We start from the raw sequence: 26,569 nt of genomic DNA, 5'->3' as shown, positions 1-26,569 counted from the left end.
CGGGTACCGGAGTCCGGGCATGATGACCGTGGACCTCGCCTTCGAGTCCCTGCGCCGTCGAGCCGCGGAGGAACACGGACGGGAGATCCACGTCACCTGGCACACCCTGCACCCACCGGAAACCGCGCCGCAACGCACTGACATAGGCCAGGTCGACTTTCCCGCCGCGTTCAGGCCGTTGGACGAGTACCGCCCGGCACTGCGCAAGCACGACGCCGTGGTGTTCTGGGGAGACTTCCTCCACGCGCGCCACTATCTGATACAGGACGCGGCGAAGCGCCTGCGGGACCACGCCGGGATGACCGACCCCGCCGCCGTGCACCGACTGCTCGTCCGGAACCTGCTACTCGTGGAGGAACCGGATGACGTCCTGGCACGGACCCTGGCATACGGAGGCTCCATTCTGCACAACACACAGTCCGACTACGAGGACAAGGAATACGGCCCGGCCTTCATCCGGCTGATGACCCGCAGCAACCGGGTCTGGATGCGTGACCCCCTGTCGGCCGTGAAGATCGCACAGCTACGTGGTGACCAGACCGGGGAGACCTTCGGCGCGGACGCGGCCCTTCTGTCACGGCCAGAGGAGGAACTGCTTCCCACCACCCAGTGGTCTCGGGAGCTGCCTGCGGGGAAAGCGGTCGGAGTGTTCCTCGGGTCACGAACGGAAATTCCAGACTGGCTCCCGGGATTCTGCCGGAACGTGGCAAAGCGGCTGGGGACGCAGATGGAGTGGCTCCCCTGGTTCGACCGCCCGGTTCCCGAGCCATTCCGCGATCTCACCCTCCGGCCCGGCGAGCGGACCATGGGCGACCTTCTGGCAGTCCTTCCGCGATACCGGTTGGTCATCACAGACACCTACCACCTGGCGTTGAACTCATGGGGGCGCGGTACACCGGTCCTGTGCGTGGGAGCGCCACAGCCGGCAGCGCCGAAAGAAGGTGACTATCTGACCGAGAACGACCTGAAGAAACAGATCTTCCACCTCGCCTACGAGGCGGCCGACTTCTACCTCGCAACCCTCCCCTACACCTCGCATGTGCACGACCAGCGCATCGACCGGCTGGCACACCTGATAGAGGGTGACGGTGCCACCGCCATCGCGAACCGGATCAACGATCATGCGCAACGTTCAGCGAAAGAGTTCACGACAGCGTTGACCTCGACGCTCGACAGTCGCTAGAAGCGCAGTGGAGTCGTCTACCAGTGGACACAGGGACGTTGGAGCAACGACCTTCACTCCCCACCCACGGCCAGACCACAGAGTAGAGCGCCCTCTGGGACCGGCTCGCCAAGGCAACTTGATCCCGCTTCATCTCATAATTCGGCGACTTTGCTCCGGTCAGATGGAGCTGTCGCAGTGTCCCGCCCGAAGGTACCGGAGGCCGCGGAGTCGCACTGCACGGCGAGGCGGGCGGCGTACAGGCCAAGCCGGCGGCGGAGCTCGAGACGCCCGGCCTTCTGGTTGGCCGGGGTGAGGAACTGGGCAACACGGTCGACCAGCAGGTACCTCTCCCGGCTGTCAAGAACCGTCGCGGCAAGAACAGGGCAGTTGAGGTGCTCGGACTGGGTGACTTCAGCCCAGACCAGGACGGTGCCAAGGTTCGGCGCCTGCCCGGCGAGGCGGCCGAGCTTGGGAATGCCGTCGCACAGCTCGGGCCAATCGGACATCGGCATCCGCCAGGTGGCCATGGCTCGACGTCGTCGCGCGTAGTTGATCCGGTTGGGGTTGTGGTCGAGTTCGGCAGCGATCCGCTCCACGCTGGCTGCGAGCTCCTCCCACAGGTCACCGGGCAGCGCCCCGTTGAGCACTTGGAGGGTCCCGGCCGCGCAGCCGCGCGGCATGCCCAGTGTCTCCGCGCATTCACCCCAGGTGCCGCCGGCGGTCATCTCCACCAGCTTCAGGGACGCTGCTCGCCGCAGATGGCGCACGGTCCAGCTGTTTTTCTTCCTCTGCGGAATGCGGTCGATGAGGTGAGCGAGATGGTCGTCGAACCAGGCTTGCGGAACCAGCTGCGGGACTTCCTCCGCGCTGAAGCGGCAGTCCCGTGAGGGGCCTCGCAGGCGGCCAGGTCCTCGGCTGCTGCCGCCGGCGTGGAAGATCTGGCGCCGCCGGACCAGGGAGCGGGCCACGGCCGCGGACACCTCTGCGCCTCGCAGCAGATGGTAGGCGCGCTTCGGTGCGCGCTCGTAGGCAGCCTGTACCAGTGGCTGGACACGTTCTCGTAGTGACGAGGGCTCGCGATCGCCGAGGAGGGTGTCCGCAGCCAACAGGAGGGCGCCGCAGGTTGCTGGGTCACTCGGGGCTGGCCAAAGGTCCGCAATCCGCAGGTACGTACTGTGCGTGGGCCGGGGGCCGTCGAGTATCGCGGTGATCGGTGCGGCGTGGGCGTCGATGAGCGCGGCTATCGCGTGCGTGGGTGCAAAATCGGCGCCGGCGGGCCAGCTGAGCTTGATCAGCCCGGCTGCGAGGATGAGATCAGGGAAGGGGTCGCCTGGCGTGGCGGCAGCAGGTTCGGCTGGGTCTGGGGCGAGCCGCCGGTCCAGGCGTTCCTGCAAGGTGATCATGAGAGCTCGCTCCTGCTCGGACAGCTGGCTTCCGCTGGTCTGCGGGGTCATGTCCAGCCGGGCCCCGCAGGATTCCTTGCGGAGGGCGCGTCGCCCAGCAGAGGTCTCCTCCGGCAGCAGGTTGCGGCACTGCAGAGGGTGCAGGCCCTCGCGCTGTGGCTGCCGGACCAGGTTTCCTCGGTTCTGTGCAGCTCCGCCCACCACGTCTCCGCACTTCGGACAGCTCACTTCCAGCAGGCGGTGATGGAGGGGGCAGGCGAAGACGACGGGCAGGTGCCAGCTCAGCTTCCAGGGCCCGCCGAAGGCGGACTGTACCGGGCTGCGGTCACCGTTCAGGCACTCCGGGCAGTACCGGCTGCTGGCATTGAACGCCCAATAATCCCGCAGAGCGACCGTGTTGATCTTGGAGTGTGCCCGGGCCTTCGACAGCACCGGGTAGGTGGCCGCATAACGGTGGCGAAGGGTGAGGCCATGAGCCTCCGCCTGGGACAGCCGCGTGACGGCGGCGAACGTGGCGGCGACATCGTGGGGCAAGTCGATCAGGTGATACGCAGGCGGCCGGCGCTCGTCCGAGGTCAGCCCGCACAAGCCGGCGATCCGGCCAGGGGATCGGCCCAGGCGGTGAGCCAGCCGCAAGAGGAAGCCGGGCAGCGACTCCTCCGGCAGCGGCGCGAGACTGCGCGCGAGCGGAGGCGGTGTCATCACGCCCCTCCAGCGATTCCGGCCGCCGGGCCAGCGTCATCGAAAACGCTGTTGCGGCCTTGCCGCTTCTTCTTGGGGACGGGCACCTCGGGGATCGACGGCTGTTCGCCCGACTCGGCGTCGAGGTCGGGCAGGTCGGTGGGGCTGAGCGTGCACCGCTGCAGCAGGTCGATCGTCAGCTGCTCCTCCTTGGTCTCGATGGCGTGGCGGCAGCCGGTCTGGATGAGCTTCTCCAACAGGCCGACGACGCCGTTCGTGCGGCGGAACAGGTATTCCGGCATGTCGCCCGCGGTGACCATGCCGTCGGTGTCGTTCAACAGCCGCAGGCAGCCCTCCAACCCTCTGAGGTGGGCTGTCCAGGCGGCGATCTGCTCCGGCGTGTCGTATCTGAAGGGGTCGAGGTCGATCAGTTCGAAGCGGCGTTCATGCTGGGTGGCGGCACGGGCGTTGGGGCTGCGGCCCCGGTCCCTGACCGGCGGGAAGACCCACTGCTTGGTGACCGGGTCGCGTCGGCCGTCCCGCAGCAGCCCGGAGGTGGGAATGCCGACCCCGACCAGGATCAAGGTCACCGGCATGCTCATCATCTCGCGGATCAGGTCCAGCACGTCCTGGTCCGCCTCGCGGTGGAGCTTGAGCCTCGTGATGTCGTCAATGACCAGCGCCTTGGTGGCATGGTCGATGATCACGGCGTTCACCGTCCGGACGAGATCCTCCAGGCGCATCCCCTTGTAGTCCTCGCCGTAGAAGTCCAGGATGCGCTGGCAGGTGGAGATGGGGGTTGCTTTGACCGGGCAGCGCACGTATGCCACCGGGGCGTGCAGGTCGCGCGTGCCGGGCATCGCGTCCGGGTTGATCTGCTGATGCAGCTCCAGCCACTCGTCCTCGAAGGCGGCAACGGCCTCGCAGACGGTCTCGGTCTTGCCCTGGGCGCCGCCGCCGTTGACCATCACCCCGGTACGGGTGCCCGCCTTGTGACTGAAGGCCCCGTCCTCGATCCGGGTGCGCACCAGCCACGCCACATCCTCGCTCATCGGAGTGGCCTGGACCGGCAGACTGCTGTGGGTCGCCAGGCGGTGCAGGTTGTAGATCCGGCGCTGACGCGGGCTGAGCCGGGCGTACTCGGCGGCCGACATCACCGGCGCCGCAACGAAGCTGTCCCGGGTCGTTCGCCAACGCTGCCAGCTGGCGTAGCGGGTGCGGTCCAACGGCGGCCCGGGCAGGAACGAGGTCGCCCCCGACCACGGCGGTGTACTCACAGTTCCCCCTCGATGTCCTCGCGCTCGTCTTCGTCCGGCAGGGCCAGAAGGCTGCGTTCACGCAACCGCTGTCCGAGCGGCGGAGGCGGGGCGGGCCGCTCGGGCACCGCCTTCTCGCGCCGGCGGCGACGCTCGTCGTCCACCGCGGCCTGCCCCCGCTGTGCCCGCTCCCGCCATCGCAGCGGCACGACGTTGTCCGCTTCATCGGTAGCCGCCCGCTTACCAGCACCGGTCCCGGCGGCGGGTGGCCGGTCCGCCGCCGCAGCGGCGGCCTGGGCCATCTCGCGGGCATGCTCGATGCGCTGGCTCTTGGTGAGCCGGGCCGGCCACTGCTCGACGGGGATGTTGCCGCCGATCAGCTCCAGCAGCAGCGGCAGCAGTTCCGCGTCCGACTTCGGGGCAAGGCCCCGGGAGCGGACCTCGCGCATCACCTCGCGTACCCGTGCGTCGCTGAACGCAGGCACCTCGCCCTCGCTGGGCAGGCCGGTCCAGCGCAGGGTGTGCCAGTCGTGGGTGCGCGGGTCCTGGAAGAAAACGAAACACGGGTCGCGCGGGTCCCGGTGGAAGACGTACTTGTTCTTGGCCACTCCGCCGCGGCGCGAGGGCAGGAACCGGTACTCGTCAAGCGCCTCGCCGTTGTACCAGAGGTTCTTGATCTTCACGCCGCGCTTGCCATGGATCATCACCCGGTGGGTCGGCAGCAGTTGGTAGTACAGCTCAGGGCGGGGTATCTGCAGCGCGAAGCCGCCCTGGGCCATCGACGCCGCGAACAGACTGTTCGGGCTGTGGTCCCCACCCGGATCCCAGCTCGGCGCATAGGACCCGAATCGCCGGTTTTGCCACGCCCGGACGATCCAGGTGGCGATCAGGTGCTCCATCTCGGCGATGGTCAGCACGGCGTCGCCCTCCGGGTCCACCCCACGGTCCGCGGCATCCACCCCCTGATATCCGGGAAGGATCCGGAACAGCAGCGACTGGATGGCTCCAAATGCCCGTTCCACGGCCTGCTTGTCGGTCGGGCGAAGAACCCGGGCCGGACGTATGTTCGCACCGATCACCCGCTGAACCTCGATCAGGTGATGATTTTTGTAGACCGATCCGTGGTCGGTGGTGACGGTCTCCGGGGCGAAGAACGGCAGGCCCGCGACCTTGTGCCCGGCGAAGTCGGCCACCAGCGTCGCGGGGACGCCCGGGTAGGCCCACTCCATCTCCTCGCCCCAGTCCGGCCGCATCGGCAGCGGCATCATCACGTCCCGCAGCACCATGGCCACATCGATCGAGGTGTCTGAGACCAAGGTGAGCCGGAACGCCACGATCGAATGCGTGTAGACGTCCAAAGCCAGGGTCAGATGGACAGAGACGGGGTCACCGAAGACGTCCTCGCGCACCTTGACCGGGAGAATCGTGGTGTCAAGAGCCACCACCTGGCCCGGGCGGTGCACCACGACATGCTTGCCCGTCGCTACTTCCTGAGCGCGGGCGGCGGAGCGTGCATACCGCTGCCGTGCGCCGGTGGAGCCGAACCACTCCTGCCACACCACCCGCAGCGTCTGGTAGCTGGGCACGGGCTCGTCCGGCCCGAAGGTCTCCCGGACGTACTGGTGGATCAGGCGCTCGCGATCCTTCGCGCTGAGCTTGGAACGGTGCAGCGTCTCCGCACGGACCGCGAACAGCGCCTCTCGCACGCTTGGTGAGATCCGGCGCCCGGTCGCCTCGCGAAGCCACCGGTCGTCCGCCAGCCCCACTGGCCCGAAGCGGCGGCGGTCCATGTCCCAGCGGATCAACGTCCGGTAGCCGACCTGTTTCAGGCCGAGTGCGGCGGCCTGCTCGGGGTTCTCCGCTACGGCCAGGCGCAGTTCCTCCGCCTTGGCCTGTCGGCGCTGCGTCAACGTCGTGGTGTCTGGGTCGTACTGCGGGCGCGGTTCACCCGGTGCGGCCAGCAGCGGGTCACCGCTGCGGTAGCCGGTTTCCACCTCGTTCAGGTGTGCCAGCCGCAGCTGGGTCAACTGCTGCTTTTCGGGCGTCAGGTCGGGCATCGCCTTCGGCTGCCGCCCACGGCTCGCGGCCGGCAGGTCCTTGCGAGTCCGGGTGGACGAGCGGCACGTGGGGTGGTGCATCAGCTGCCGTACCGAGGTGTGCCAGGCGAGCCCGTCAGCTCGCACGAGGACCACCTTGCCCACCTGCGGTTCGAACAACTCAACTGTCCACTCGGCGCTGTCGATGATCAGCTCGTTGCCGGGAGACAGGTCCCAGGCGACTGCGGCGGGGGTCGTCACGGTTCGCCTCCGCATCGACGCGTGTCCGCCGCTAGGCGGACCAGGCTCGAGTCGGCCAGCGGCGCGGACATGTCGACGCCGAGACGGCGGTGCCACAGCAGATGCAGAGCGTGGGCTCTGGCGATCGCCGGATAGCTGCAGTGCTCGACCAGCTCGCCGAACGGGAGTGGGCCCGATGCGGCAGCTCGTAACAGCTGTTCGTCCAGGCCAAGTTGGTCGGCCAGGTCCCGCCGGCCTGCCGAGAGAGTGTCGACGATGCTCACAATGTGCTGCCGCCAGCCGGTCACCACGCTGTAGTTCCAGCCGGCCGCCAGTGCTGCTTCGGCCGACGCAGCGAACTTTACCTCGTCCTCCGGCCGGATGCGTGCCGCCGGCCGGACATCGATCAGCCACGGTCCCGACTCGGTCAGCAGCAGATAGTCCGGGGTGTGCTTGACCACCCCGGCCGAGGTCAAGCACTCCAGGCGAAACGGTTGCGCCAGCGCCTCCACCAAGTCGGCCGCGAAGTCGGCCATCAACAGGAGCAGTTCCTCCTCGAAGCTCTCGAAGCCGTGGTGCCTGTCGGTGCTGACCAGGTACTCCAGGCCCGGCCGGTGCCACTGGCCCGTTCGCCAGGTGAAACGGCGTACCGGCTGGCTCCGGAACGCCTCGACCTCGGCAAGGTTCCGCACCGAGCAGGTGACCGGCGTCCGGCCGAAGCGCCACGTGGCGGTCCAGCGGTCGCTCCAGCCAGCCCCGAGAGTCAAGGAGTCCGCGTAGGTCTCGTGTCCCTTGTGTAGACGCGCGAGGTCGCCCAGATCGCAGGCATCGGACCACATAATGGTCGGCTCAACTATCCCCTCCACCCGGGGCCCGCCAGATAACGTCGAGACCACGTTCCCTCGCCCTCCGTCGCGAACTGATCACGTGGGGACGAACCTATGGCCAAGATCCACGCGAAGATCTGTGTTTCCGAAAACCCATCGCACCAACGTTCGCCCCCGCCGGAGTGTCGCCGTGTACGCAGATGACAAGAAGACTCGGCAATCTGGCTGCGGCCGTGCCGAGTTGAAATGGCACAAGCCCAGGTCAACGGGCCTTCCCAGTGCCAACTACCTCAGGCAGTCGCAGAGCACCGTCCGCCGACCACCGGCGGACGACCCCAGGTGCGGCCGATGCACCATCATGCCCACCGGAATCGGGTTGACGTCGGGCCGCATGCGGTCGGTGCAGAACAGCCCGTCGAGGTGGTCGATGTCGTGGGCGACGGCCCGCCCGCGCAGGCGTTCGGCTAGGTTTGGTCCGCTGCGGAGGCCACTCTTCCACCTCAACGATCGCCGGGCCGCGGACGGCCGGCCACACGCCAGAGCACCCAGCAGCAGCGCAGCAGCCTACGGGATCCGGACGTGCACCGAACCGCCCCAGCAGGCACCGCTCGGCGGCTATCGCCCGGTAGCGGCCGGGTCCAAGACTGGCACGCCGTGATCATGTCGTAAATCAGACTTACTCTACGTCAGCTGTACCAGGCAGTCTTCCGTAGGCACCAGCCAGAGAGCCACTACAGCGAGGAGACTGCACACATGTCCAAGCTCCGCAAGATGGCCAGGCGCGCCGTCGCCGCGGCTGCCACGGCCGCGGTTGTCGTCGGCGGAACCGCGATCAGTACCGGAACTGCCCACGCCGACGCGACCGTCTGCCAATGGCGGACGGCAGTCGATGTCAGCGGGGTCACGCTGAAGCCCGGCATCTGCATTCTGCCCAACCAGTCCGCCAGCCTGGTGACGATGGTGGGTGCCTCCTCCGCGCTCCCGAGCGGTGCGCATGTGGTGTTCGCCCTGAACAAGGTCGTCAACGCCCAGGCAATACCGCAGTTCTATGTCAACGGGGCGAGTTGCAGACCGGGCCTCAGCTGCAGTTACACGCCCTGGAGCGGAGGCGTTCAGCCGGGCAACTACTACAACGTCTCGATGAGCTGGGTGGACGCGAGCGGCGTCTGGCACGGCAACGTCCAGTCGCCGACCTACTGGCTCAGCTGAGCCCTGCCGCTTACGGCCCGGGCCGGAGCAGCGGCGGCTATCTGATCCTCCGCGGCTCCGCCGTGGTGGTGTCCGGTACACCAGCGAACGCGACCTGCAGGCAGCGCCGCCGCCAAGCCGGATCGTGCCGGAAGCGGGGCTACTGCACGGACTTCAGCCGGGGCCGCTGGCAGAAAGCCAGGAAGGCCCGTCTGCCGGCATCAGGACGACCTTGCCCACCTGGGGCTCGAACGTCTCCACCATCCACTCGGCACCGTCGACGATCAGTTCGCTGCCGGGCGCCAGATCCCGGGCAACCGCCGCGAGTGCCGCCACCTTTCTCCCCGACGACAGACGAGCTGCCCACAGGATCGGCCGGTCCTCCTGCACGAACGGCTCCGCGAACGCCAGTGGTCCCGTTCCGGCCTCTGCTTGAGCGCCCAGTTGTGCCATCTCATGACATGGGTTCCTCGCTGTCAGGCCTGGCGGGCGCAGGACGCGAGGCGATCGGCGAGAGCGATGACGAGGTCGCGCAGTTCATCGGGGCGCTCGATGACGAACGGCCGGCCGAGTGAGGCGAGCACCGGAGGCAACCAGTCGAGCCGCTGCACCCGCAGCTCGACGCGCAGCCAGCGCTCGGCCTCCTGGTCCTGGCCTGCCGCGGGCTCGTACTCCTCCAGGCTCGCGACGCCGGCGGGAAGGTGGGCGCGGATCTGCTCGACCGTCCCGTGGATCCGCAAGGTCACCTCATGCTGGTACTCGGCCGTTGCGAATCCTGACAGCACGCGCTGTGCCGGACCGGGACCCGCGGTCGCTTCGAATGAGCCGGGCAGGGTCCTCGCGTCTGCGATGCGATCGAGGCGGAAGGTTCGGTCCTCCCCGATCCGGGCGTCTTTGCCCGTGACGTACCACCGGCCCGCATGGGCGACGATCCCGTACGCGTGAAGCGTGCGTTCGCTGCGCCGTCCGTCACGGTCGGTGTAACGGATCGAGACCGGCCGGCGGTGGCGTACCGCATCGGCGAGGGTGAGCAGCACCCCAGCGTCCGGGGTGTCGAACTCGCCCGGCTGATCCGTGAAGGCGAGAGCCTCCATGAGGGCGTCGAGCCGACGGGCGACGTGCTTGGGCAGCACTCGCCTGATCTTCGCCGACGCCGTCTCGCTTGCCGTGCGCTCCGCCGTCGCCAACCCTGCACGGCGGCCGGCGACCAGGCCGAGCAGCACGGCCAGCGCCTCGTCGTCGCTGAGCATGAGCGGAGGCAAGCGGTACCCGGGCGCGAGCCGGTACCCGCCGTAGCGGCCGCGCACCGACTCCACCGGCACGTCCAGGCCGATCAGCTGGTCCACATACCGCCGCACCGTGCGCCCTTCGACGCCGAGCCGGTCGGCGAGTTCGGCCACCGTCCGGGTGCCGCCCGACTGCAGCAGCTCCAGGAGTGTCAGCACGCGGCCGGTGGGTCGTGACATGTGCCCAAACCTAACCCGAATACAGGACCGATTCTGTCCGCTATTTCTCCTAGCCTGCGACATGCACGCCTCCAGCACAGCCAAGGAGATCCCCATGAACTTCGTCTCCATCCGCATCATCACCAGCGACGTACCGCGCCTCGTCGAGTTCTACGAGCGAGCCACAGAGGCACGGGCGACGTGGGCCACCGAAGACTTCGCCGAACTCAAGACCCAGGACGCGACCCTCGCGATCGCCGGTACCCGCACCGTCCCGCTGTTCGCCCCCGGCTCTGCCCGCCCGGCGGCCAACCACAGCGTGATCATTGAGTTCCTCGTCGACGACGTGGACCGTGTTCACCAGAACCTGACCGGCTTCGTCACCGACTTCGTCAATGAGCCCACCACGATGCCCTGGGGCAACCGGTCGCTGCTGTTCCGCGACCCCGACGGCAATCTCGTCAACTTCTTCACCCCCGTCACCCCGGCGGCCGTCGAAAAGTTCGCACACTGACGCCCCGCAGAGCCGCTCACGCGGGAGCCTTGAGATCCCAGGGCTCCCGATGAACGCGGCCCCCGAGTCCAGGAGCTCAGGAATCTCCCCCCGCCGCCTGGCCAGCCAAGTGGTACGCCCGCTGACTCGCCCACGGCGAGGACGGACCGACGGATCGTTCCTCCCTGCCCATCGCCAGCCCCAACCGCGCGAGCGAGGACATCGCCGATGCGGCCAGTTCTGTGACAAGTTGGCGACGGGTCCGGAGCAGAGCCACCACAAGGCCGCCCGCCGTCAGGGCGGGTCACGTGGCGGGCGGCTTGCGGGCTTCGACCGCGACGACACTGAAATGGCAGTCGCGGGCTGAAAGGCCCGTCGGTCAGGCGGCCTCCTGGCGCTCGGGCGTCTTCCGCGTCTTCGCCCCGCCGACGATGAGCGCCAGCCCCACGACGACGATGCCGAGGTCAGCGATGGACGGAAGGTCGACGACCTTGTGCATCCAGCCCCACTCCGTGCCGAAGAAGGTCCGCGAAATGAAGCTGATGAGCCCCTGCGCTCCTACGACGTAGCCGATGCTTTCGACGGTGTAACCGATGGTTGTTCGCACGGATCAACCGTCTCGCGGCGGTGCCGCACGATCGTCCTCCGCAGGGTCGAAAGCACAGTAGGCCAAAAGATGCAGTCGTTGCCCAGCGGGGCGGAGAAGGACGGGGCGGCCACAGCAGGCGCGGGCCAGGCGGAGCCGTGGCGAGCAAGGTCCAGAGACTCAGCCAATCGGAACCCGACGGCATTCTGGAACCGCTTGACCAACAACTGGTACCTGAACTCGGCACCATCCGTTCTCGCCTTACACCGGCACAGGCACCGGTCGAAGGCGGCCTGGTACGACTGAAGTCCTGGCGCATCTTCCGCCGATCCCGGTGCAGCCCGAATCGAACGACGTCAATCGCAGCAGCCGTCCCCGCTTTGAAGCGGCCGCGCTGAAGACGATGCCTGACTCCTGCATCCGGTTTGCCAGGCCGCAGGGATCACTGGTGCCGGCGGAAGCGGCGGGCTCGGGGTGCGGGGCGGGTGAGTGCCCTGGAGAGTTCGATGTCGGCAAGGTCGGGGAACGGCATTCCGGCGGCGCGGTGATGGGTTCGGGACTGCTGGAGGACATCGAGGACGTCGTGGTGCTTGCCGGCGGCGCCGTAGAGACGGGCAAGGCGGAAACCGCGCGCCGACGCGTACGGCGGCAGCAGCCGCCTGAGCTCCTCAACGCCTGCCGGATCCTCACCCAGAGCAAGTACCAGCCGCCGTCGCAGCAGTGCCTGGGCGGCAGGAGAACGGCCCGCCTCTTCGACCAGGGTCGCGCCCTCCTCACCGGGCAGCCGTCCGGCGATCCAGCGGTACAGCCGCCCCAGCCGGGCGGCCACCGACTGCTCCAGACCCTGCACCGCGCGATCCGCCAGACCGGCACCCAGCCTCTTCGCAGATACGACAGCCAAGGCGACGACTGTCGCCACGAGCTCCTCGACCGTCATCGATCGCCCCCTGGTGCTGCGCTGCAACTGCCGCGCCGTCCCAAACGCGCTTCCGCGGCCCCGACGTCAGTCATGCCCAGAATGACGCCCGACGGCACCCGACTGCTCTTGCAGCAGCCACCGGCCGGCAGGGCGGGGCATGAACGGCCAGTCCGAGGTCTTGGGGCATCTTCGGGAGAGCCTCGTGCAGCACGAATCGAGTGTCGGAAAAACCTGAGCAAGCGGCTCGCCGAGCGGGGGATCCTGGCCGAGACCGAGCAGGGGCTGTTCACCCGGCCACGGGCGCTCGGTCGCGCCGATGAGCGGGCACGTCGTTCTGCGGGCCCGTCGCGAAAACCCGTTGCGAGTGACCCGCATCGGTTGTCTGATGGATCGGCCACCGCTCAGGGGAGGGACATGAGGACGTCATTGCCCACCCCCTCGTTGCACACCGCCCGCCTTCGACTGCGTGCCTTCGAAGACGCGGATGCGAACGACCTCTTCGCACTGCACAGCAGCGCCTACGTGCTGCGCTACTGGGACGCGCCACCGTGGAGCGAACGCGGGCGCGCCGAGAAGTTCATCACGGCTTGCCGGCAGATGGCACAGGAGGGCACCGGGGCGAGGCTGGCCGTAGATCGTGTCTCCGACGGGGCGTTCATCGGCTGGTGCAGCCTGACCGGGTGGAATCCGGACTACCGCAGCGCGTCGCTTGGCTACTGCTTCGACGATGCAGCGTGGGGCCACGGCTACGCGACCGAGGCCGCGCGCGCTCTGCTGCGCTGGGCATTCGACACGCTGGACCTGAATCGCGTCCAGGCTGAGACCGATACGCGCAACGTGGCTTCCGCCCGCGTCCTGGAGAAGCTCGGCTTCGCGCGTGAAGGGACGTTGCGGGAAGACTGCGTCGTCAACGGCGAGGTCTCTGACTCATGGGTCTACGGGCTGATCAGGCGGGAGTGGCAGCCGCCGTCCGATCCGGTTCCCGCCCACTGAGTTCCATCGCTCGGCACCCGGTATCGGCTACTGAGATTCGCCGCGCGATGTCGCGGTCTGGCGGCGTGCGTTGAACTGCGCGGACGGGGTCCGTCGCACCGCGGCAGGCGGAGATCACCGGTAGCCGGACAGAGTCCTGTGAGGCTGTGACGATGTGCTGGCGGTCTACCGTGCGGGCTCGTACGTGGGCTGCTGGATCAAATCGTGCAAGGCCCCGACGACCTCTCGGCCCATCGGGGTGGTGAAGTTGCGCACCAGGTCGGTGGCGAAGCTGACGACGCTGGTGATGCGGCCTCCGGCCGCCTCGATCTGGCGGAAGGCGGCCTGCTCGGTGCGCGGCGACAGTCCTCCGCAGGCGTCGAGGAGCACGGAGACCTCAAAGCCTGCCGCGATGGCGTCGAGTGCCGTGTGCAGTACGACCATCTCGCTGGTCACGCCGCAGATGGCAAGGTGCTTTCGTCGCTGCGCGGTGATGGCCTGACGGGTGGCCGCATCATCCCAGGCGCACGGTCCGCTGCGGACGAAGACGGGCTCTGTGGGGAGGGAAGCCTCCTTGATGACCGCGGGGCCGCCGGGCCGTGGCGCCGCGGAGACGGTGACCGGGGTGTCCAGGAGTTGGGCCAGGTGGGTCAGGAAGCCGATGGATTGCCTGATCGTGGCGGGGGGAGTCGTGCCGCTGAGCTCGATGATGCCTTCCTGGAGGTCAGCGAAGTGCAGTTGGACAGTGGCAGGGTCAAGCATGACGAACCCCTTCGGTCACTGGCTGAATCATTCAACAGTTGAATGGTTCCCTTAATGTAGCATCGCCTTTGTGGCTCAGAGCAAGGTGAACTCCAGCGTTGTTTTCCGTCTCGGCGTACTCGGGGCCATGGCGGCCGATCTCTTCGCGGCCCGTATCGAGCCCCTCGGACTCAAGCCGAAGCACGTCGGCTTGCTGGTGGTGCTGGACACCCGGAGGGCCTCGTCGCAGCTCGAGATCGCCGGGGTGATGGGCGTGGCGCCGAGTTTGGTCGTGGCGTTGGCCGACCACCTCGAGAAGCTGGGTGCGATTCTGCGGGTCAGGGATTCGGCCGACCGCCGGCGGCAGGTGCTGACGCTCACCGAGCACGGCCGGGAACTACTCGTGACCTGCGGAGAGCTGGCACACTCCGCCGACGCCGAATTGGCTGCGGGACTGACCGCCGGGGAAACCGCACAACTCACCGGTCTGCTTGACCGGCTGGCCACTCGCCAGGGCCTGCCGACGGAGGCCGCCGGGGACCAATGATCTCCGTGTCATGGGCCGCCGCGGACGCCCGTTCCCGCAGTTGAGCGCTACTGACGTTGTTGCCGTGACGTCGTCAACCTACGTCCGGTTCCGGCGAGACCTCCGTCGATGAGGTTGCTGCGGTACTGGATCTGGCGGAGACCAGCCGGAGCGTGTTGATGAGGTGGTCGGGGTCGGTGAAGGCGGTGTTGCCCTGGCTGCTGCGCCGCAGCAGGGACCAGATGCCCTCGACGGGGTTGAGGTCTGGTGCGTAGGCCGGCAGGAAATAGCAGGTGATCCAGTTGTGGGTGTCGATGAACTCCCGCAGTCGGGGGTCCTTGTGGTTGACCCACACGAGCACAATGGGTGCGCCGATCTGCTGACGCGCGGCGATGAGCAGGTCGCGGTAGTCGGTCCGGGTGAAACTGCGTCTACCTCCGCCGGCCGTCACGGTCACCGGCGGCAACCGACACGACGTCACCCAACTCCTGCCACTGCTGGAGGCGGTCCCATCGATCCGGGGTCTGCGGGGACGCCCCCGCCACAAGCCCCGGCGGCTGTACGCCGACCGGGGCCACGACTTCGACAAGTACCGCCGCCTGCTGTGGAAACGCGGCATCAAACCCCCTGATCGCCCGACGCGGCGTCGCCCACGGCTCCGCGCTGGGCAAGGTCCGTTGGGTGGTGGAACGCGCCTTCGCCTGGCTGCACCAGTTCCAACGACTCCGCATCCGCTGCGAGCGACGCGCGGATCTCCACCAGGGACTGCTCGAACTGGCCTGCAGCCTCCTATGCCTCAGCCGCCTGCGAACCTCATTCTGAAACGATCAGTAAGTGATCAGCTCCGAAAGCGCTTCGGGGCTGACGCGATGTCAGGCGCAGGCCGCTTGGAGGAGGGTTTCGGCTGCGGTGGTGCGGGCGTAGAGGACGGCGCGGCCGGCGCGGTGGGCGCTTACCAAGCCCGCGTCGCGTAGCGCGGTGAGGTGTTGGGACACCCCGGCTGGGGAGAGTCCGGTGCGGTGAGCCAGTTGTGTGGTGGAGGCCGGGATCTCCAACTCGGTCAGCAGCAGGGTGCGTGAGCGGCCCAGTACGGCGGAGAGGGTGTCGGCTCGTGTGACGGGCCGTGCCTGCCAGAGTGAGCCGACACCGCGTGCCTGATAGGCGAGTTGGGGTGGATCCGGCGGCGTCGTCCGGGTGCGCAGCCCCGGTCCGGTGAAGACCGAGGGGATCAGCAGCAGTCCTGTGCCTGCCGTCGCGCGGGTCAGTGGCTGCTTGCGGTGGGACATCCGCAGCGCGTTGTTGTCCCAGCTCACGGACGTGTGCAGGTCGTTGAGGAGGTGGCCGGTGCCGTGCTCGGCGGCCAGGCGGGCCCGGTAGAGGATGTCCGCGTCCAGGACTGCCCGGATGCGTGCCCAGTAGGGGGCGAGTGCCAGTTCCCAGTAGGTTTCGATTTCGTCTGTGACCTTGGCGAGGAGCCCCTTTGGGTCGTTGTGCAGGGCTCGTAGCCGGGAGCCGAGGGTTCCCTGGTGGCGGGCCAGGTGGTCGAGGTCCTGGCGTACTCGGTCGGCGGGCGCGGCCCGGACCGCGTCCCGCTCTGCCGCCGGGGTGGGGGCCGGGCCGGCGGGGGCCGGGGTGAGGAAGTCGGGGACGTAGCCGCCGGTGGGCGGGATCAGCTCGCAGAGCCATCCCCGGTCCAGCCCGGCGGACACCAGGCGCGGGCGTACCTGGTCGACCCAGGGCCGGTGGACCGGATGCGCGGTGCCGGACCTCAGCAGCCGGAAGCTGGGCGCGACCTCCCACATCGGTGAGACGGCGAACCGCACCTGCGACAGATCGCTCGTCGAGAACGCCAGCTCTGCCAGGACAACCACTCCTCAATGGATTCACACATATCTGAATCAATGGCGGGCCAGCCTACCGTGCGGAGATCATCCCGCCATGACCTCACAGACGATCACCGCGGCGGCGTCGGGCACCTGGAGGCTCGGCGACCTGACGGTCCACCGGGTCGGTTTCGGCGCGATGCGCCTGCCGCAGCACGGCGAGGCGTTCGCGGCCGATGCCGTACCACGCGACCGCGACCAGGCGATCCGTGTGCTGCGCCGCGCGGTCGAGCTCGGCGTGAACCACATCGACACCGCTGCGTTCTACTTCTCGCCGCTGCGCTCGGCCAACGAGCTGATCAACCGTGCGCTGGCCCCCTACCCCGACGACCTCGTCATCGCCACCAAGGTCGGACCGGGCCGCGATCCCTCGGGCCAGTGGGTGGCGCACGCCACCCCCGAGCAGCTGCGCAGCCAGGTCGAGGAGAATCTGCGCCAGCTCGGCCGCGACCACCTCGACGTTGTGAACCTGCGCATCGTCGGCACCGACTCGATCGCCGAACGCTTCGGCGCACTCGCCGAACTGCGGGAGGCCGGACTCATCCGTCACCTGGGCCTGTCCAACATCCGCCCTCACCACCTCGCCGAAGCCCAGAGCATCGCGCCGGTGGTCTGCGTCCAGAACATGTACGGCATCGGCGCATCGCCCGAGCAGAAGGGGTTCCTCGACCTCTGCGGTGAACAGCGCATCGCGTTCGTGCCGTTCTACTCGATCGCCGGCGCCGGACGCACCGCCGGCGCGACCACCGACCACAGCCCAGAGGTCCACGCCATCGCCCGCGCCCACGGCGTCGGCGCAGCCCAGATCCGGCTGGCGTGGACGCTGCACCGGGGTTCCCACGTCCTGGCCATTCCCGGAACCGGCGACCTCGACCACCTCGTCCAGAACGTCGCCGTCGGCTCCCTGCGCCTGTCGGAGGAAGAACTCACCGCCCTGGACCTCCTCCACCACGAGACGACTTGAGCAAGACCCCCCTGGCGTTGCGATCCACTTCTGCTGATCGGGCTGTCTGCCTTGCCCGTTCCGCCGCCCGCCCCATGACCCTGACGGCCACCGAGCGGCAACGGCTGAAGGAGGCGGCCTACGGTCACAAGACCCAGTCTTCGGCCGCTGACCCGGCCACCGGGCGGCGTCCAGTCTCCCCTACTCGGTCGCGGCCTCGGCGCCCGGTCGATCCCGTTCACCCACCGCCGGGCTTCCGCGAAGTCCGCGGCGGTAGCCGCGGGCTCGTACGCGGACATGCAGAGAGCGGGCCCGGTGACGCCTTCATCGCCTGGACGCGCCAGCGACCGGCGACACGGAACCTGGCCTGTTGAGCGGCACCCAAGCGACGTCAGACACGCAAGCGACAGCCGGCCGATGTCACCGCCGTCGACTTCGCGCACCTGACCCGGGTGGTCAAGCGGCAGCTGAAGAAGATCCGGTATTGGCCTCACGTGATCGGCGGCTGCCTCACGCCCACCGGCCTGACCGTCGGTGAAAGGCCTTGAGCCCATCGGACTCCGCGAGTTCAAACCGAGTACCTCTTCTGCGAACCGCGCGTGCGGCGCATCGCGCGGACAGTCAGCCGCGTCATCTCCTGGACCAGCGACATCCTCTCTGGACCGCGCGGACTGCTGCGCCCAGGCCCCCTCACGTCATCGCCGCACTCGCCGAGGAGAACGCCCCCGATCTCATGAGAACAGCAGCCGCGGCATCTCGACGCCGCCTCTGACATCGGTCCGCCCGCAGTACGGAGACGAGCCGGTTCCCTGTGAGCCTCCTCACCCATCGCTGTCAGTTCCCGGGCGCGAACCAGCTGGCCAGCACCGCTCTCTCGGATCCGACCACGGCCTGTTGGCCGAATACGTCAATAATCTGTCATTGCAGCCAGTGGGGCTCTCGATACAGGCTGTGACCGTGTCTGAGCGACGTGTTGTTGTGGTGGTGTACGCGGGAGCGATGGCCCTGGACATCACCGGACCGATGGAAGTGTTCGATACGGCCAACCGGCTCCTCGCCCCGTCGGGCCTCCCCTACCGGATCGACCTGGTCTCCGCCGACGCACCACTGGTGCGCACGAGTTCAGGGGTAGTGGTGGAGGCCTTACCACTGGAGACAGGGCAGGGCGCCATCGACACGCTTCTCGTGCCGGGTGGTTGGAGTCTCGACAACGCGCTGCGGGACCGGGCGCTGGTCTCGTGGATCGGCCGGGCAGCAGCCCGGTCCCGCAGGGTCGCGTCCGTCTGTGGCGGATCCTTTCTGCTGGCCGAGGCGGGCCTTCTGAACGGCAGACGCGCCACCACGCACTGGGCGTACAGCGCGGCGATGGCATGCCGCTATCCCGAGGTGACGGTGGACGCCGAGCCGATCTTCGTCTGGGACGGCCCTTTCGTGACCTCGGCTGGTGTGTCGACCGGGATCGACATGGCGCTGGCTCTGGTGGAGGCCGATCACGGTGCGGCGCTCGCCCTGGAGACGGCACGGTTTCTGGTGCTCTTCCTGAAGCGGCACGGAGGGCAGTCCCAGTTCAGCGCGGTCCTTGACGCCCAGTTGGCCGACCACCCGCCCATCCGGACCGCGCAGGAGTGGATTCTGGAAAACCTGCACAACCCGTTACCCGTGGCCGAGATCGCCCGGCGGGCCAACATGAGCGTGCGCAACTTCGCCCGGGTCTTCCGGCGGGAGGTGGGCACGACGCCCGGCCAGTACGTCGAGCGGACGCGCATCGCCCGTGCGCGCGAGCTGCTGGAAACCACTGACCTGGCGATCAGTCAGGTGGCGAGCCGTTGCGGATTCACCGCCACCGAGACCTTCTTCCGCTCCTTCGGACGAACCCTGGGGCTGACCCCGAAGGAGTACCGGCACCGCTTCCAGGTCATCTCGCCCTCCGGACTCATCGACCGGCACCACGAGACGAACAGGAGCCCCGCATGACCACCACGACCTCGGACGTGTCCGAGGCAGGGACGGTACGCCTGGTCGACTACCTGGCCGGGGAACTCGCCAGGGTCGGCATCACCCACGTGTTCGGTGTCGGCGGCGCGAACATCGAGGACGTGTACGACGCCGTTCACCGCGGCGGCACCGTCCGTGGCGTCGTCGCCAAGCACGAGTTCTCCGCCGTCACGATGGCCGACGGGTACGCCCGAACCACCGGGCGCCTCGGCGTCGTGGCCGCCACCTCGGGCGGCGGTGCGATGAATCTCGTGCCGGGCCTGGCGGAGGCGTACGCCTCCCGGGTGCCCGTGCTGGCCCTGGTGGGGCAGCCGCCGACCGGTCAGGAAGGCCGTGGGGCGTTCCAGGACTCCAGCGGTAAGGGGGGCTCCTTCGACGCCGCGGAGGTCTTCGCACCGGTCTCCCGGTTCTGCGCCCGGGTCGAGGACGCGGAGTCCCTCAGGGAGTTGCTGCCCCGGGCGGTGGCGGCGGCACAAACGGTTCCGCGGGGACCTGCGGTGCTGCTGCTGCCCAAGGACGTGCAGCAGGCACGGATCCGGTTGCCCGGCCGCGGTGTGGCGCCGGCGCCCGGTTTACCGGTTCCGGCGCCGACGGCATCGGATGCGTCGCTCGACGCCTCGGCCCTCACCGCCGTGTCGGACGCCCTTCGCAAGGCCGACCGCGTCCTCGTCATCGCCGGTGAAGACGTCGCCGCGGCGGACGCTCGTGCCGAACTCGCCGAACTGGCGCGGACCCTGGGGGCGTGGGTGGCGGTCACCCCCGACGCCAAGGATGTCTTCGACAACCGAGATCCCCGGTTCGCCGGCGTGGCCGGGGTGATGGGCCACAGCAACGTCGAGGACTGCCTGCGGCGGGCCGACGTGTGCCTGCTGGTGGGGACCCGGCTGCCGCTCCTGGCCCGCGGCGGCCTCGAACGGGCCCTGACCGCCACCGAAGTGGTGAGCCTCGGTCCCGAACCACCGTTCGTGCGGGGCACCGCACTGGGCGGGGACCTGCGGGCCGCGCTTCGCGCGGTGACCGGGCGGCTCCCACCGCGCGCACGGGTCTGCCCAGGGCACGCCGGTCCCGTCCCCGTGCCCATGCCGATCCCGGATTCCGGCGCGCTCGGGCGAACCGTCCCCTACGCCCAGGCGGTCCGCGCCGTGGAGGCGGCCCTCCCCCAGGACGCGCACGTCTTCGTGGACGCCGGCAACGCGGGTGCCAGCGCGGTCCATCTCCTCCCCGCGCCGCGCCACGGCCGCTTCGTGGTGGCGGTCGGCATGGGCGGCATGGGCTACACCTTCGGTGCCGGCATCGGCGCCGCGCTCGCCACCGGGCGGCGCACCTATGTACTCGCCGGTGACGGCTCCTTCTTCATGCACGGGATGGAAGTGCACACCGCCGTGGAGTACTCCGCACCCGTCACCTTCGTCATCTTCAACAACAACGCCCACGCCATGTGCGCGCTGCGCGAGCGGTTCCTCCAGGGAGGCGCCCGCAACGACGACCTGTTCGGCCGGACCGACCTCGCCGCGGGAGTGGCCGCCGCCTTCCCGTCCCTCGACGTCACCCGGGCCGACGACGTGGCGCAGTTGCGCAGGGCGCTGCTGAGCAGCAACACGAGCGGCGGCCCGACGTTCGTCGCGCTGGACTGCGACCCGCGGGAGATCCCGCCGTTCCTGCCCTTCCAGTCCTTCGCCACAACCACCGACAGCGGCACCGCACGCCCCGCCGAGAAGGAGAATTCGCATGAGCGAGGAATCGTCCACGTTGGCTGACATCCCCGGCCTGATGCGCATCGAGAACCCCGGCAAAGAGGAGCTGACCGCCCACTGCATGGAGCTCACCCACGCCGTATACCCCCACCACCAGGTCTACGGGCAGTACTGCACCATCCACGAGTACGTCGACTGCCCCCCTGAGCTGGCCTACGACTACCTCCGGCAGGGTCATCACCTGGAGGAGTGGACGTGCAGCCTGCGGGACTTCCGACCGACCGGCACTTCGGGGCTGTGGGTCGGCCACGACCGGCTGGAGGACGACACCAGGATCTACTGCAGGGTGTCCGCCAACCCCGAGGCCATGACCGTGGACTACCACTGTGCCTGGGACCAGGGCGAGAAGCTGTGGATGATCTACCTCATGCGCGTCGTACCGGCCCGCCTGGTGCTCGACAAGCCGGGATCGGTGATCACGTGGACCAACTGCCGGCACCCGTACTACGACGCCAACCCGCACCCCGACAAGGCCCCCCGCCGGGACCGGCCCTGGGTGGGCGACTACTGGGACCTGTTCTACGCGGGGCACGCGGTGGAGATGAACAACCTCAAGACCATCCTGGAACACCGGCACCGCAACGGCCTGCCCGTCAGTGTCGCTCCGGCGGCGGCGGTGACGCGGTGACCACGGTCAGTCTCACCGACGTCGCAGGCTACCTCCCCGGCGAGCCGGTCCCCGCCGAGTTCTACACCGACTACCCCGGAGCCGAGGACAAGCTCCGCAACCACCCCATGTTCAAGGTCCCGCCGTTCCGGCACCACGTGGCTCCGGACGAGACCAACGCGGACATGGTCGAGCGCGCCGTACAACCCCTGATCGAACGGCACGGCACCGCTGCGATCCGAGGTGTCGACGTGCTGCTGGTGCACAGCCAGCTGCCGGACCTGCCGTTCGTGGGCGCCGGCACCGAGGTCGCACGCCGGCTGGGCCTGCATCCGGAGTGGCTCGTCGACGTGGCCAATGCGGGCTGTGCCTCCTTCGTGTACATGCTGAAACTGGCGCGGCAGATCCTCACCACCACCGATGCGAAGACGGCACTGATCTGCAACGCGCAAAGCGCCGCGGGCCAGTGCTTCACCCAGTCCGAGGTGCGCAGGCTCGCCCAGGCCGCGATCCCGGGCGACGGCTGCGGCGTGGGATACGTGACGACGTCGGCCGAGGCCCCGGTTCTCGACGTGGAGACCCGGCACATCGGCGAGTACGCCGGGGACATGACCGTGGCGGTCGACGACGGCCGCAAGTACTGGGAGCCGGGAGAGTCCCAGCTGCGGATCGGGTTCAGCGACGCCAGCGTCGCCAAGGTCCTGGCGCGCGGCAACCGGCTCGTCCCGGAGGTCGTCACGGACGTGTGCCGGCGGCTCGGCGTGGCGACCGGCGACATCGACGTCCTCATCACCAACCAGCCCAACCGCACCTTTCTGCGGAACTGGCGAGAGGCGTTGCAACTGCCGCCCGAACGCCACCTGAACACCTTCGACCGGTGCGGGAATCTCTTCGGAGCGGCGATCCCGATCACCTTGGACGGGGCGATCCGCTCGGGTCAGATGAAGGACGGTGACCTGGTGGTGCTGGGGGGATTCGCCCATGCGGGCGACTTCGCCGGTGCCGCCGCCATCCGCTGGCACGGCGGGCGGGGATGACCGGTGAGTGTTCCCGTGCTGCACCGGCTGGCCCTGAACGAGAGCCCGTACCCTCCGCTGCCCGCGGTGCGCAAGGCCATGCGACGGGCCGTCGCGCAAGCTCACCGGTACCCGCAGTTCTACCCCGACGACCTCACCGAGCGGATCGCCGCATGGTGCCGGCTGCCCCCCGACCACGTCGTGGTGGGCAGCGGATCGGTGGGCGTGGCCCTGCAGTTGCTGCAGGCGGTCGTCCAGCGCGGTGATGCGATGGCCTACGCCTGGCGCAGCTTCGACGCGTACCCCCTGCTGGCCGACATGGTCGGCGCCCAGCCCGTTCCCGTACCCCTGTCGCCGGACGGACACCAGGACCTGGACGCCCTGCTGGCCGCGCTCGACCGCCGCACCCGCGTCGTGGTGGTGTGCAGTCCGCACAACCCCACCGGAGGCGTGATCCCCGCCGACGCCCTGTCGGTGTTCCTGCACCGGGTCCCCCGACACGTCACCGTGCTCCTCGACGAGGCATACGTGGAGTTCGCCCGTGACACCGGCCTGCCGGACACGTCCTCGCTCGTGGGCGCGCACCCCAACGTGCTGGTCCTGCGCACCTTCTCCAAGGCCTACGGCCTCGCCGCCCTGCGGATCGGCTACGGCCTCGGCGCCCCCGACCTGGTGGAGCGGGTCCGCCGGCAACAACTGCCGTTCGGGATCAACGCGGTGGCGACGGCGGCGGTGAAGGCCTCGCTGGAGGCCGGCAACGAGCTGCGCCTGCGCGTGGACACCGTCATCGCCGAACGCGAGCGACTCCGGCACGAACTCGTCGGCTTGGGCTGGCACATACCCCCTGGCCACGCCAACTCCGTCTGGCTCGCCACGCCCGATCCGGTGGACGACGCCGCCAGGGCACTGACCGTCGCCGGCGTCCAGACGCGCTACTACCCCGGCGAGGGGCTACGGCTCACCGTCGGCAGCCGGACGGCGAACGACACGGTGCTCACCGCGTTGGCGGGGCTGCGCGTACGGGAGTGCGGCACGGCCTTGACGTAGGCACCTGAGGCGGGCGGCCCGGCAGGAGGCGATCACCGGGCCTCGCCGATACGGCCTGAAGGCGTGGCGCCCTGAGGCGCCTCCACGTGTGACTCACCCGTGGTGCAGCGCATCCACCGCCGCGTACTTGGCCGAGCTGGGCCGGTCGAGCGTGACGTCGCCAGTCGCCACCTTGGCGTTCGCCACCTCGCCGGTGCTGTCGCTGACCTGCACCGCCGTACCCAACTATGCCGATCAGCGGTCCCACCAGGCCGGCAGCTCCGGGACGTCGAGCAGGAAACCGGACCCCCGACCGGGCAACACACCGATCGCCGATCCGGCCCTGTGGCGACGCTCGAAGTCACGGACGCTCTCCACGTTCCGCTCGGTGAAGCGAAAAGCCTTGCTCGCCTCGTGTGTGCGTCCGTTGCCGGGATCGGTCCAGGCAACCTCAAGTCGCACCGTCCAGTGGCCTGGCCCCCGCGGGTTCTTGGCAAAAGAGGTGCGCGCCGCGACGACCTTCCCCCGCACGGCCGAGCCGGAGCGGCGCAGCCGTCGCAGGTGTCGATAGTGCGCAAAGTGCAGGAGCCTGATCCAGCCGATGACGGCGGCAGCGGCTCCGCCGATGCCGACCAGCGGGACCGCCGTGTCCACGATAGCCGGGTCACCGGTCAGCGGCCTCACGAGGACGGCAACAGCAATCGCGCCGATGAAGAACCCGGTGAAGGGCGTGGCAATGGCTCCCATCACCAGGAGCGCGATCCGGACGATCCGCATGAGAGGCGATCCTAGTTCTCGTCTTCCTCGGCTGGCTCCCGTTGCAGGAGCAGGCAGAGGGTACGACGGACACGGACCGGATCGTCAAATAGACGTACGGGTTCGCGTGCGGACCCCTTGGAGAGAATCCGGGAACCCGCGCCTGGCGGCCAGCCGCCCTGCTCTACGCGGGACTGGTTGCGTTCGTCGCCAACCGGCTGGCAGCCAGCCCCTGCTGTCCCGCCCCTGGCACCCTCGCGGGGCAGTCAGGCACATGCCGCGATCGACAGTGACGCCAGGGCGGACCCGGCACCGCCCGTCTTCCACCGCGGAAGCAGGCGCGGGTCTGGCCTGTTCCCCGTCGGGGTGAGCTCGCCCCCGCAGTCACCTACCAGAGCAGCCATCGCCCTGGACGGGCAGTCACCGGCGAGCGCAGGGAGCGTCGGCTCAGGGGAGTTTCTGATCGCGTCGCAACGCACGAGAAGTCTCCCGTGGGTGTCGCACCCGACATCGTCCGCGCTGTGGCTGCCGCCGGCCAGGGCACCGTGCCCCACTTCGTCGAGCGCCGTGGCACGGCCCCCGAGGCCAGCACGCTGCTGGTGAGCAGGGTGGTCCAGTGCGTGCCCAGCCTCCACGCGGTCGAGCCGGTGCCCCCTGCTGCCCCTCAGCGTGCGAGGGCTGGTGGAGTCACGCGTCGCGGCCATCGTCCAGCCGGGAACGCAGAGCCCCCGGTGTGAGGCCCCCGGCCACCCGATGCGCTGATTTCCATACGCATGACCCACTGCCGGGCTCGGCGCTGCCGCCATGAGTCGGCCACAGCACTGCCGGTTCCCTGGGCACTTGACCAGACGCACCTGTGACGGCGGCATCGCTCGGCAGGGTTCACTCCACCCGTTCAGCCGCGATGGCGACGACTCCAGTCCGGATATGTATGGCCTGCTCGAACCCGTACGGTCCAAGGAGCACCCATGGAGCAGACTCAACTTTCCCACCTGGAGCAGCGGATTCGTCATCTCATCACCATGACGAGGTCCATCACGCACGATGAATACGAGGACCTCCTCACCATCATCCACAGACCTGGTTGGACGACGCCCGCCGAGGCGGCTCTGGTCACGAGCCACCTCGAGCTGCTCATCCGGCACACGGAGATCGTGGCCGAGGCCCGGAAGGGTCTGATGGAGGGTGCTCGGGCGGTGACGCCCCGCCAGGACGGTTGAGAACTCGCACACCGAGAGGCGCCCGGCAGTAGCACCCGGTTCTTGCGCAGCCACGTCACCACGTGACTGAACAGCGCCACCGGCCCCTCGGCATGCGTCCATGCCTGTCCGTACAGAAAGCCGCTGAACTCCTGGTCCCGTCTCGGACGGTGCCGTGTCACCGGTGCCCGGCGGCGGCCTCGGGGCAGAAGTGGTGTGCCCGGGCGACCGAGTGGGTGGGTTCCACGGGGCAGGTCACCTGCCCGATCGTCAGCTCGGGGCTGGTCGCGTTGGTGCTGGCGGACGTGCTGCGGCCGTGCGGGAATGGCAGTTGAGGCGGCGGGCGATGCAACTGCAGGACCGGTTGCCCCTGATCCAGGACCCCGACGGCTTCGCCCGGCTGGAGGCGTTGGCCGGCCCCTCACCATGGGCGCCTCACTCACCGGCCGCCTGGCCCTGAACCCTCTTATCAGGATCACGGTGGCGAAGGGCGGAACACTCGCAGACATCACAGTCGGCGACGGGCTGGAATACCTGGACCTGCTGCGCACCCACCACAGCCGGTCGGCCGGCCACGCTCTCTTCTACGCCTGGCTGCTCGCGCTGGGCACCCTGCCGGACGACGCTCCGGTGCGCGTGTGGAGCAGCTCGTGGATGTGGGGCGGTGAAGGCGCCGGATGTGGGCATCGGCCCCGCAGCCTTAGGAGGCGCAGGGTTCCACTGCTGCTTCTGCGAGGCCGGTGCATCACCCACGTACCCTCTGATGCACCCGATACGCCCGATCCGTCCCAGCAAGGATGTACTTGCAACGCATGAAGTGGGGGGGGGGGCGATAAGGCGGGGCCGCCCAAAAAAAAAAAAAAAAACAAGACGCACCAAAAAAGTAAAAACAACACGCACCCCGCCCCCGCA

23 protein-coding genes and 3 pseudogenes are annotated in these 26,569 nt (G+C 68.8%); 14 read left to right on the top strand and 12 right to left on the bottom strand.

Annotated elements, in window-relative coordinates; all coding sequences use genetic code 11:
- The first annotated feature begins 19 nt into the window (after positions 1 to 19).
- Entirely contained in the window at positions 20 to 1,183 is a 1,164-nt protein-coding gene (locus ABT171_RS34770; RefSeq protein WP_351250390.1) for a hypothetical protein, read from the top strand.
- Between the two features lie 134 nt (positions 1,184 to 1,317).
- Here the strand turns inward: ABT171_RS34770 and ABT171_RS34765 are convergent, their stop codons facing one another.
- Genes ABT171_RS34765 through ABT171_RS34750 form a run of 4 tightly spaced genes read right to left on the bottom strand, consistent with a single transcriptional unit; the run spans position 1,318 to position 7,677 of the window.
- Positions 1,318 to 3,270 carry a TniQ family protein gene (locus tag ABT171_RS34765; protein WP_351250389.1) on the bottom strand — a complete coding sequence of 651 codons (1,953 nt, stop codon included), beginning with the start codon at positions 3,268 to 3,270 and terminating at the stop codon, positions 1,318 to 1,320.
- A complete protein-coding gene (locus ABT171_RS34760; protein ID WP_351250388.1) occupies positions 3,270 to 4,526 on the bottom strand; it encodes an AAA family ATPase in 1,257 nt (418 codons plus the stop codon). The genes ABT171_RS34765 and ABT171_RS34760 overlap by 1 nt, the downstream gene beginning before the upstream one ends.
- A complete protein-coding gene (locus ABT171_RS34755; RefSeq protein ID WP_503077648.1) occupies positions 4,523 to 6,802 on the bottom strand; it encodes a transposase in 2,280 nt (759 codons plus the stop codon). Before ABT171_RS34755 ends, ABT171_RS34760 begins: the two co-directional genes overlap by 4 nt.
- Entirely contained in the window at positions 6,799 to 7,677 is an 879-nt protein-coding gene (locus ABT171_RS34750) for a TnsA-like heteromeric transposase endonuclease subunit (protein WP_351250387.1), read from the bottom strand. Before ABT171_RS34750 ends, ABT171_RS34755 begins: the two co-directional genes overlap by 4 nt.
- Positions 7,678 to 8,361: 684 nt before the next feature.
- Here ABT171_RS34750 and ABT171_RS34745 point away from each other — a divergent pair.
- Positions 8,362 to 8,817: a hypothetical protein gene (locus ABT171_RS34745; protein ID WP_351250386.1), complete on the top strand. Its 456-nt coding sequence runs from the start codon at positions 8,362 to 8,364 to the stop codon at positions 8,815 to 8,817.
- A 153-nt stretch (positions 8,818 to 8,970) separates the two neighbouring features.
- Here the strand turns inward: ABT171_RS34745 and ABT171_RS34740 are convergent, their stop codons facing one another.
- Both ABT171_RS34740 and ABT171_RS34735 read right to left on the bottom strand, forming a co-directional pair.
- Entirely contained in the window at positions 8,971 to 9,249 is a 279-nt protein-coding gene (locus tag ABT171_RS34740; RefSeq protein ID WP_351250385.1) for a hypothetical protein, read from the bottom strand.
- A gap of 23 nt (positions 9,250 to 9,272) precedes the next feature.
- Positions 9,273 to 10,262: a helix-turn-helix transcriptional regulator gene (locus tag ABT171_RS34735; protein WP_351250384.1), complete on the bottom strand. Its 990-nt coding sequence runs from the start codon at positions 10,260 to 10,262 to the stop codon at positions 9,273 to 9,275.
- Positions 10,263 to 10,356: 94 nt separating this feature from the next.
- Here ABT171_RS34735 and ABT171_RS34730 point away from each other — a divergent pair, with 94 nt between their 5' ends.
- Positions 10,357 to 10,755 (top strand): VOC family protein, encoded by a 399-nt coding sequence (locus ABT171_RS34730; protein WP_351250383.1) that lies wholly within the window; start codon positions 10,357 to 10,359, stop codon positions 10,753 to 10,755.
- Between the two features lie 358 nt (positions 10,756 to 11,113).
- On the opposite strand, the gene ABT171_RS34725 is transcribed toward ABT171_RS34730, so the two are convergent.
- A complete protein-coding gene (locus tag ABT171_RS34725; RefSeq protein WP_351250382.1) occupies positions 11,114 to 11,341 on the bottom strand; it encodes a hypothetical protein in 228 nt (75 codons plus the stop codon).
- 245 nt (positions 11,342 to 11,586) lie between these two features.
- On the opposite strand from ABT171_RS34725, the pseudogene ABT171_RS34720 reads away from it, so the two are divergent.
- Positions 11,587 to 11,718: pseudogene (locus tag ABT171_RS34720) on the top strand (IS5/IS1182 family transposase); the annotation flags it as partial.
- Positions 11,719 to 11,762: 44 nt separating this feature from the next.
- Here the strand turns inward: ABT171_RS34720 and ABT171_RS34715 are convergent.
- Complete coding sequence (locus ABT171_RS34715; protein WP_351250381.1) at positions 11,763 to 12,221, bottom strand: hypothetical protein; 459 nt, start codon at positions 12,219 to 12,221, stop codon at positions 11,763 to 11,765.
- A gap of 432 nt (positions 12,222 to 12,653) precedes the next feature.
- Between ABT171_RS34715 and ABT171_RS34710 the strand changes: the two genes are divergently transcribed.
- Positions 12,654 to 13,232 (top strand): GNAT family N-acetyltransferase, encoded by a 579-nt coding sequence (locus ABT171_RS34710; RefSeq protein ID WP_351250380.1) that lies wholly within the window; start codon positions 12,654 to 12,656, stop codon positions 13,230 to 13,232.
- Between the two features lie 165 nt (positions 13,233 to 13,397).
- Here the strand turns inward: ABT171_RS34710 and ABT171_RS34705 are convergent, their stop codons facing one another.
- Complete coding sequence (locus ABT171_RS34705) at positions 13,398 to 13,973, bottom strand: isochorismatase family protein (protein WP_351250379.1); 576 nt, start codon at positions 13,971 to 13,973, stop codon at positions 13,398 to 13,400.
- A gap of 70 nt (positions 13,974 to 14,043) precedes the next feature.
- On the opposite strand from ABT171_RS34705, the gene ABT171_RS34700 reads away from it, so the two are divergent.
- Positions 14,044 to 14,499, top strand: a complete 456-nt coding sequence (locus tag ABT171_RS34700) for a MarR family winged helix-turn-helix transcriptional regulator (protein ID WP_351250378.1) — start codon at positions 14,044 to 14,046, stop codon at positions 14,497 to 14,499.
- Positions 14,500 to 14,546: 47 nt separating this feature from the next.
- Here the strand turns inward: ABT171_RS34700 and ABT171_RS34695 are convergent.
- A pseudogene (locus tag ABT171_RS34695) lies at positions 14,547 to 14,917 on the bottom strand (transposase); the annotation flags it as partial.
- On the opposite strand from ABT171_RS34695, the pseudogene ABT171_RS34690 reads away from it, so the two are divergent.
- Positions 14,916 to 15,300, top strand: a pseudogene (locus tag ABT171_RS34690) (transposase); the annotation flags it as partial. The pseudogenes ABT171_RS34695 and ABT171_RS34690 sit on opposite strands and share 2 nt — an antisense overlap.
- A 50-nt stretch (positions 15,301 to 15,350) precedes the next feature.
- Here ABT171_RS34690 and ABT171_RS34685 read toward each other — a convergent pair.
- On the bottom strand, positions 15,351 to 16,340 hold the full coding sequence (locus tag ABT171_RS34685; RefSeq protein WP_503077768.1) for an ArsR/SmtB family transcription factor: 990 nt from the start codon (positions 16,338 to 16,340) through the stop codon (positions 15,351 to 15,353).
- A 76-nt stretch (positions 16,341 to 16,416) separates the two neighbouring features.
- Between ABT171_RS34685 and ABT171_RS34680 the strand changes: the two genes are divergently transcribed.
- The 6 genes from ABT171_RS34680 to ABT171_RS34655 all read left to right on the top strand — a co-directional run bounded on the left by ABT171_RS34680 (position 16,417) and on the right by ABT171_RS34655 (position 23,723).
- The gene (locus ABT171_RS34680) at positions 16,417 to 17,325 is read left to right on the top strand and encodes an aldo/keto reductase (protein ID WP_351250376.1); all 909 of its coding nucleotides are present in this window, start codon (positions 16,417 to 16,419) and stop codon (positions 17,323 to 17,325) included.
- A gap of 936 nt (positions 17,326 to 18,261) precedes the next feature.
- On the top strand, positions 18,262 to 19,278 hold the full coding sequence (locus tag ABT171_RS34675; protein WP_503077765.1) for a GlxA family transcriptional regulator: 1,017 nt from the start codon (positions 18,262 to 18,264) through the stop codon (positions 19,276 to 19,278).
- The gene (locus ABT171_RS34670) at positions 19,275 to 21,056 is read left to right on the top strand and encodes a thiamine pyrophosphate-binding protein (protein ID WP_351250374.1); all 1,782 of its coding nucleotides are present in this window, start codon (positions 19,275 to 19,277) and stop codon (positions 21,054 to 21,056) included. The genes ABT171_RS34675 and ABT171_RS34670 overlap by 4 nt, the downstream gene beginning before the upstream one ends.
- Complete coding sequence (locus ABT171_RS34665; RefSeq protein ID WP_351250373.1) at positions 21,028 to 21,681, top strand: DUF8713 domain-containing protein; 654 nt, start codon at positions 21,028 to 21,030, stop codon at positions 21,679 to 21,681. Before ABT171_RS34670 ends, ABT171_RS34665 begins: the two co-directional genes overlap by 29 nt.
- On the top strand, positions 21,678 to 22,697 hold the full coding sequence (locus ABT171_RS34660) for a 3-oxoacyl-ACP synthase III family protein (protein WP_351250372.1): 1,020 nt from the start codon (positions 21,678 to 21,680) through the stop codon (positions 22,695 to 22,697). The genes ABT171_RS34665 and ABT171_RS34660 overlap by 4 nt, the downstream gene beginning before the upstream one ends.
- Positions 22,698 to 22,700: 3 nt before the next feature.
- Positions 22,701 to 23,723, top strand: coding sequence for a histidinol-phosphate transaminase (locus ABT171_RS34655; RefSeq protein WP_351250371.1), 1,023 nt, complete (start codon positions 22,701 to 22,703; stop codon positions 23,721 to 23,723).
- 234 nt (positions 23,724 to 23,957) lie between these two features.
- On the opposite strand, the gene ABT171_RS34650 is transcribed toward ABT171_RS34655, so the two are convergent.
- Positions 23,958 to 24,479, bottom strand: a complete 522-nt coding sequence (locus ABT171_RS34650; RefSeq protein WP_351250370.1) for a hypothetical protein — start codon at positions 24,477 to 24,479, stop codon at positions 23,958 to 23,960.
- Positions 24,480 to 25,426: 947 nt separating this feature from the next.
- Between ABT171_RS34650 and ABT171_RS34645 the strand changes: the two genes are divergently transcribed.
- Positions 25,427 to 25,678: a hypothetical protein gene (locus ABT171_RS34645; RefSeq protein ID WP_351250480.1), complete on the top strand. Its 252-nt coding sequence runs from the start codon at positions 25,427 to 25,429 to the stop codon at positions 25,676 to 25,678.
- Positions 25,679 to 26,569: the final 891 nt, after the last annotated feature.

It is taken from the genome of Streptomyces sp. NPDC001851, assembly GCF_040297165.1.
Lineage (GTDB): Bacteria > Actinomycetota > Actinomycetes > Streptomycetales > Streptomycetaceae > Streptomyces.
This window is presented reverse-complemented; position numbering and strand designations above follow the sequence as displayed.

What these genes read in the sequence shown, in the direction of transcription:
- ABT171_RS34770 (WP_351250390.1), top strand. Translation starts at nt 20, where the DNA reads ATGATGACCGTGGACCTCGCCTTCGAGTCCCTGCGCCGTCGAGCCGCG.
- ABT171_RS34765 (WP_351250389.1), bottom strand. Translation starts at nt 3,270, where the DNA reads ATGACACCGCCTCCGCTCGCGCGCAGTCTCGCGCCGCTGCCGGAGGAG.
- ABT171_RS34745 (WP_351250386.1), top strand. Translation starts at nt 8,362, where the DNA reads ATGTCCAAGCTCCGCAAGATGGCCAGGCGCGCCGTCGCCGCGGCTGCC.
- ABT171_RS34740 (WP_351250385.1), bottom strand. Translation starts at nt 9,249, where the DNA reads ATGGCACAACTGGGCGCTCAAGCAGAGGCCGGAACGGGACCACTGGCG.
- ABT171_RS34735 (WP_351250384.1), bottom strand. Translation starts at nt 10,262, where the DNA reads ATGTCACGACCCACCGGCCGCGTGCTGACACTCCTGGAGCTGCTGCAG.
- ABT171_RS34730 (WP_351250383.1), top strand. Translation starts at nt 10,357, where the DNA reads ATGAACTTCGTCTCCATCCGCATCATCACCAGCGACGTACCGCGCCTC.
- ABT171_RS34710 (WP_351250380.1), top strand. Translation starts at nt 12,654, where the DNA reads ATGAGGACGTCATTGCCCACCCCCTCGTTGCACACCGCCCGCCTTCGA.
- ABT171_RS34705 (WP_351250379.1), bottom strand. Translation starts at nt 13,973, where the DNA reads ATGCTTGACCCTGCCACTGTCCAACTGCACTTCGCTGACCTCCAGGAA.
- ABT171_RS34680 (WP_351250376.1), top strand. Translation starts at nt 16,417, where the DNA reads ATGACCTCACAGACGATCACCGCGGCGGCGTCGGGCACCTGGAGGCTC.
- ABT171_RS34670 (WP_351250374.1), top strand. Translation starts at nt 19,275, where the DNA reads ATGACCACCACGACCTCGGACGTGTCCGAGGCAGGGACGGTACGCCTG.
- ABT171_RS34665 (WP_351250373.1), top strand. Translation starts at nt 21,028, where the DNA reads ATGAGCGAGGAATCGTCCACGTTGGCTGACATCCCCGGCCTGATGCGC.
- ABT171_RS34650 (WP_351250370.1), bottom strand. Translation starts at nt 24,479, where the DNA reads ATGCGGATCGTCCGGATCGCGCTCCTGGTGATGGGAGCCATTGCCACG.
- ABT171_RS34645 (WP_351250480.1), top strand. Translation starts at nt 25,427, where the DNA reads ATGGAGCAGACTCAACTTTCCCACCTGGAGCAGCGGATTCGTCATCTC.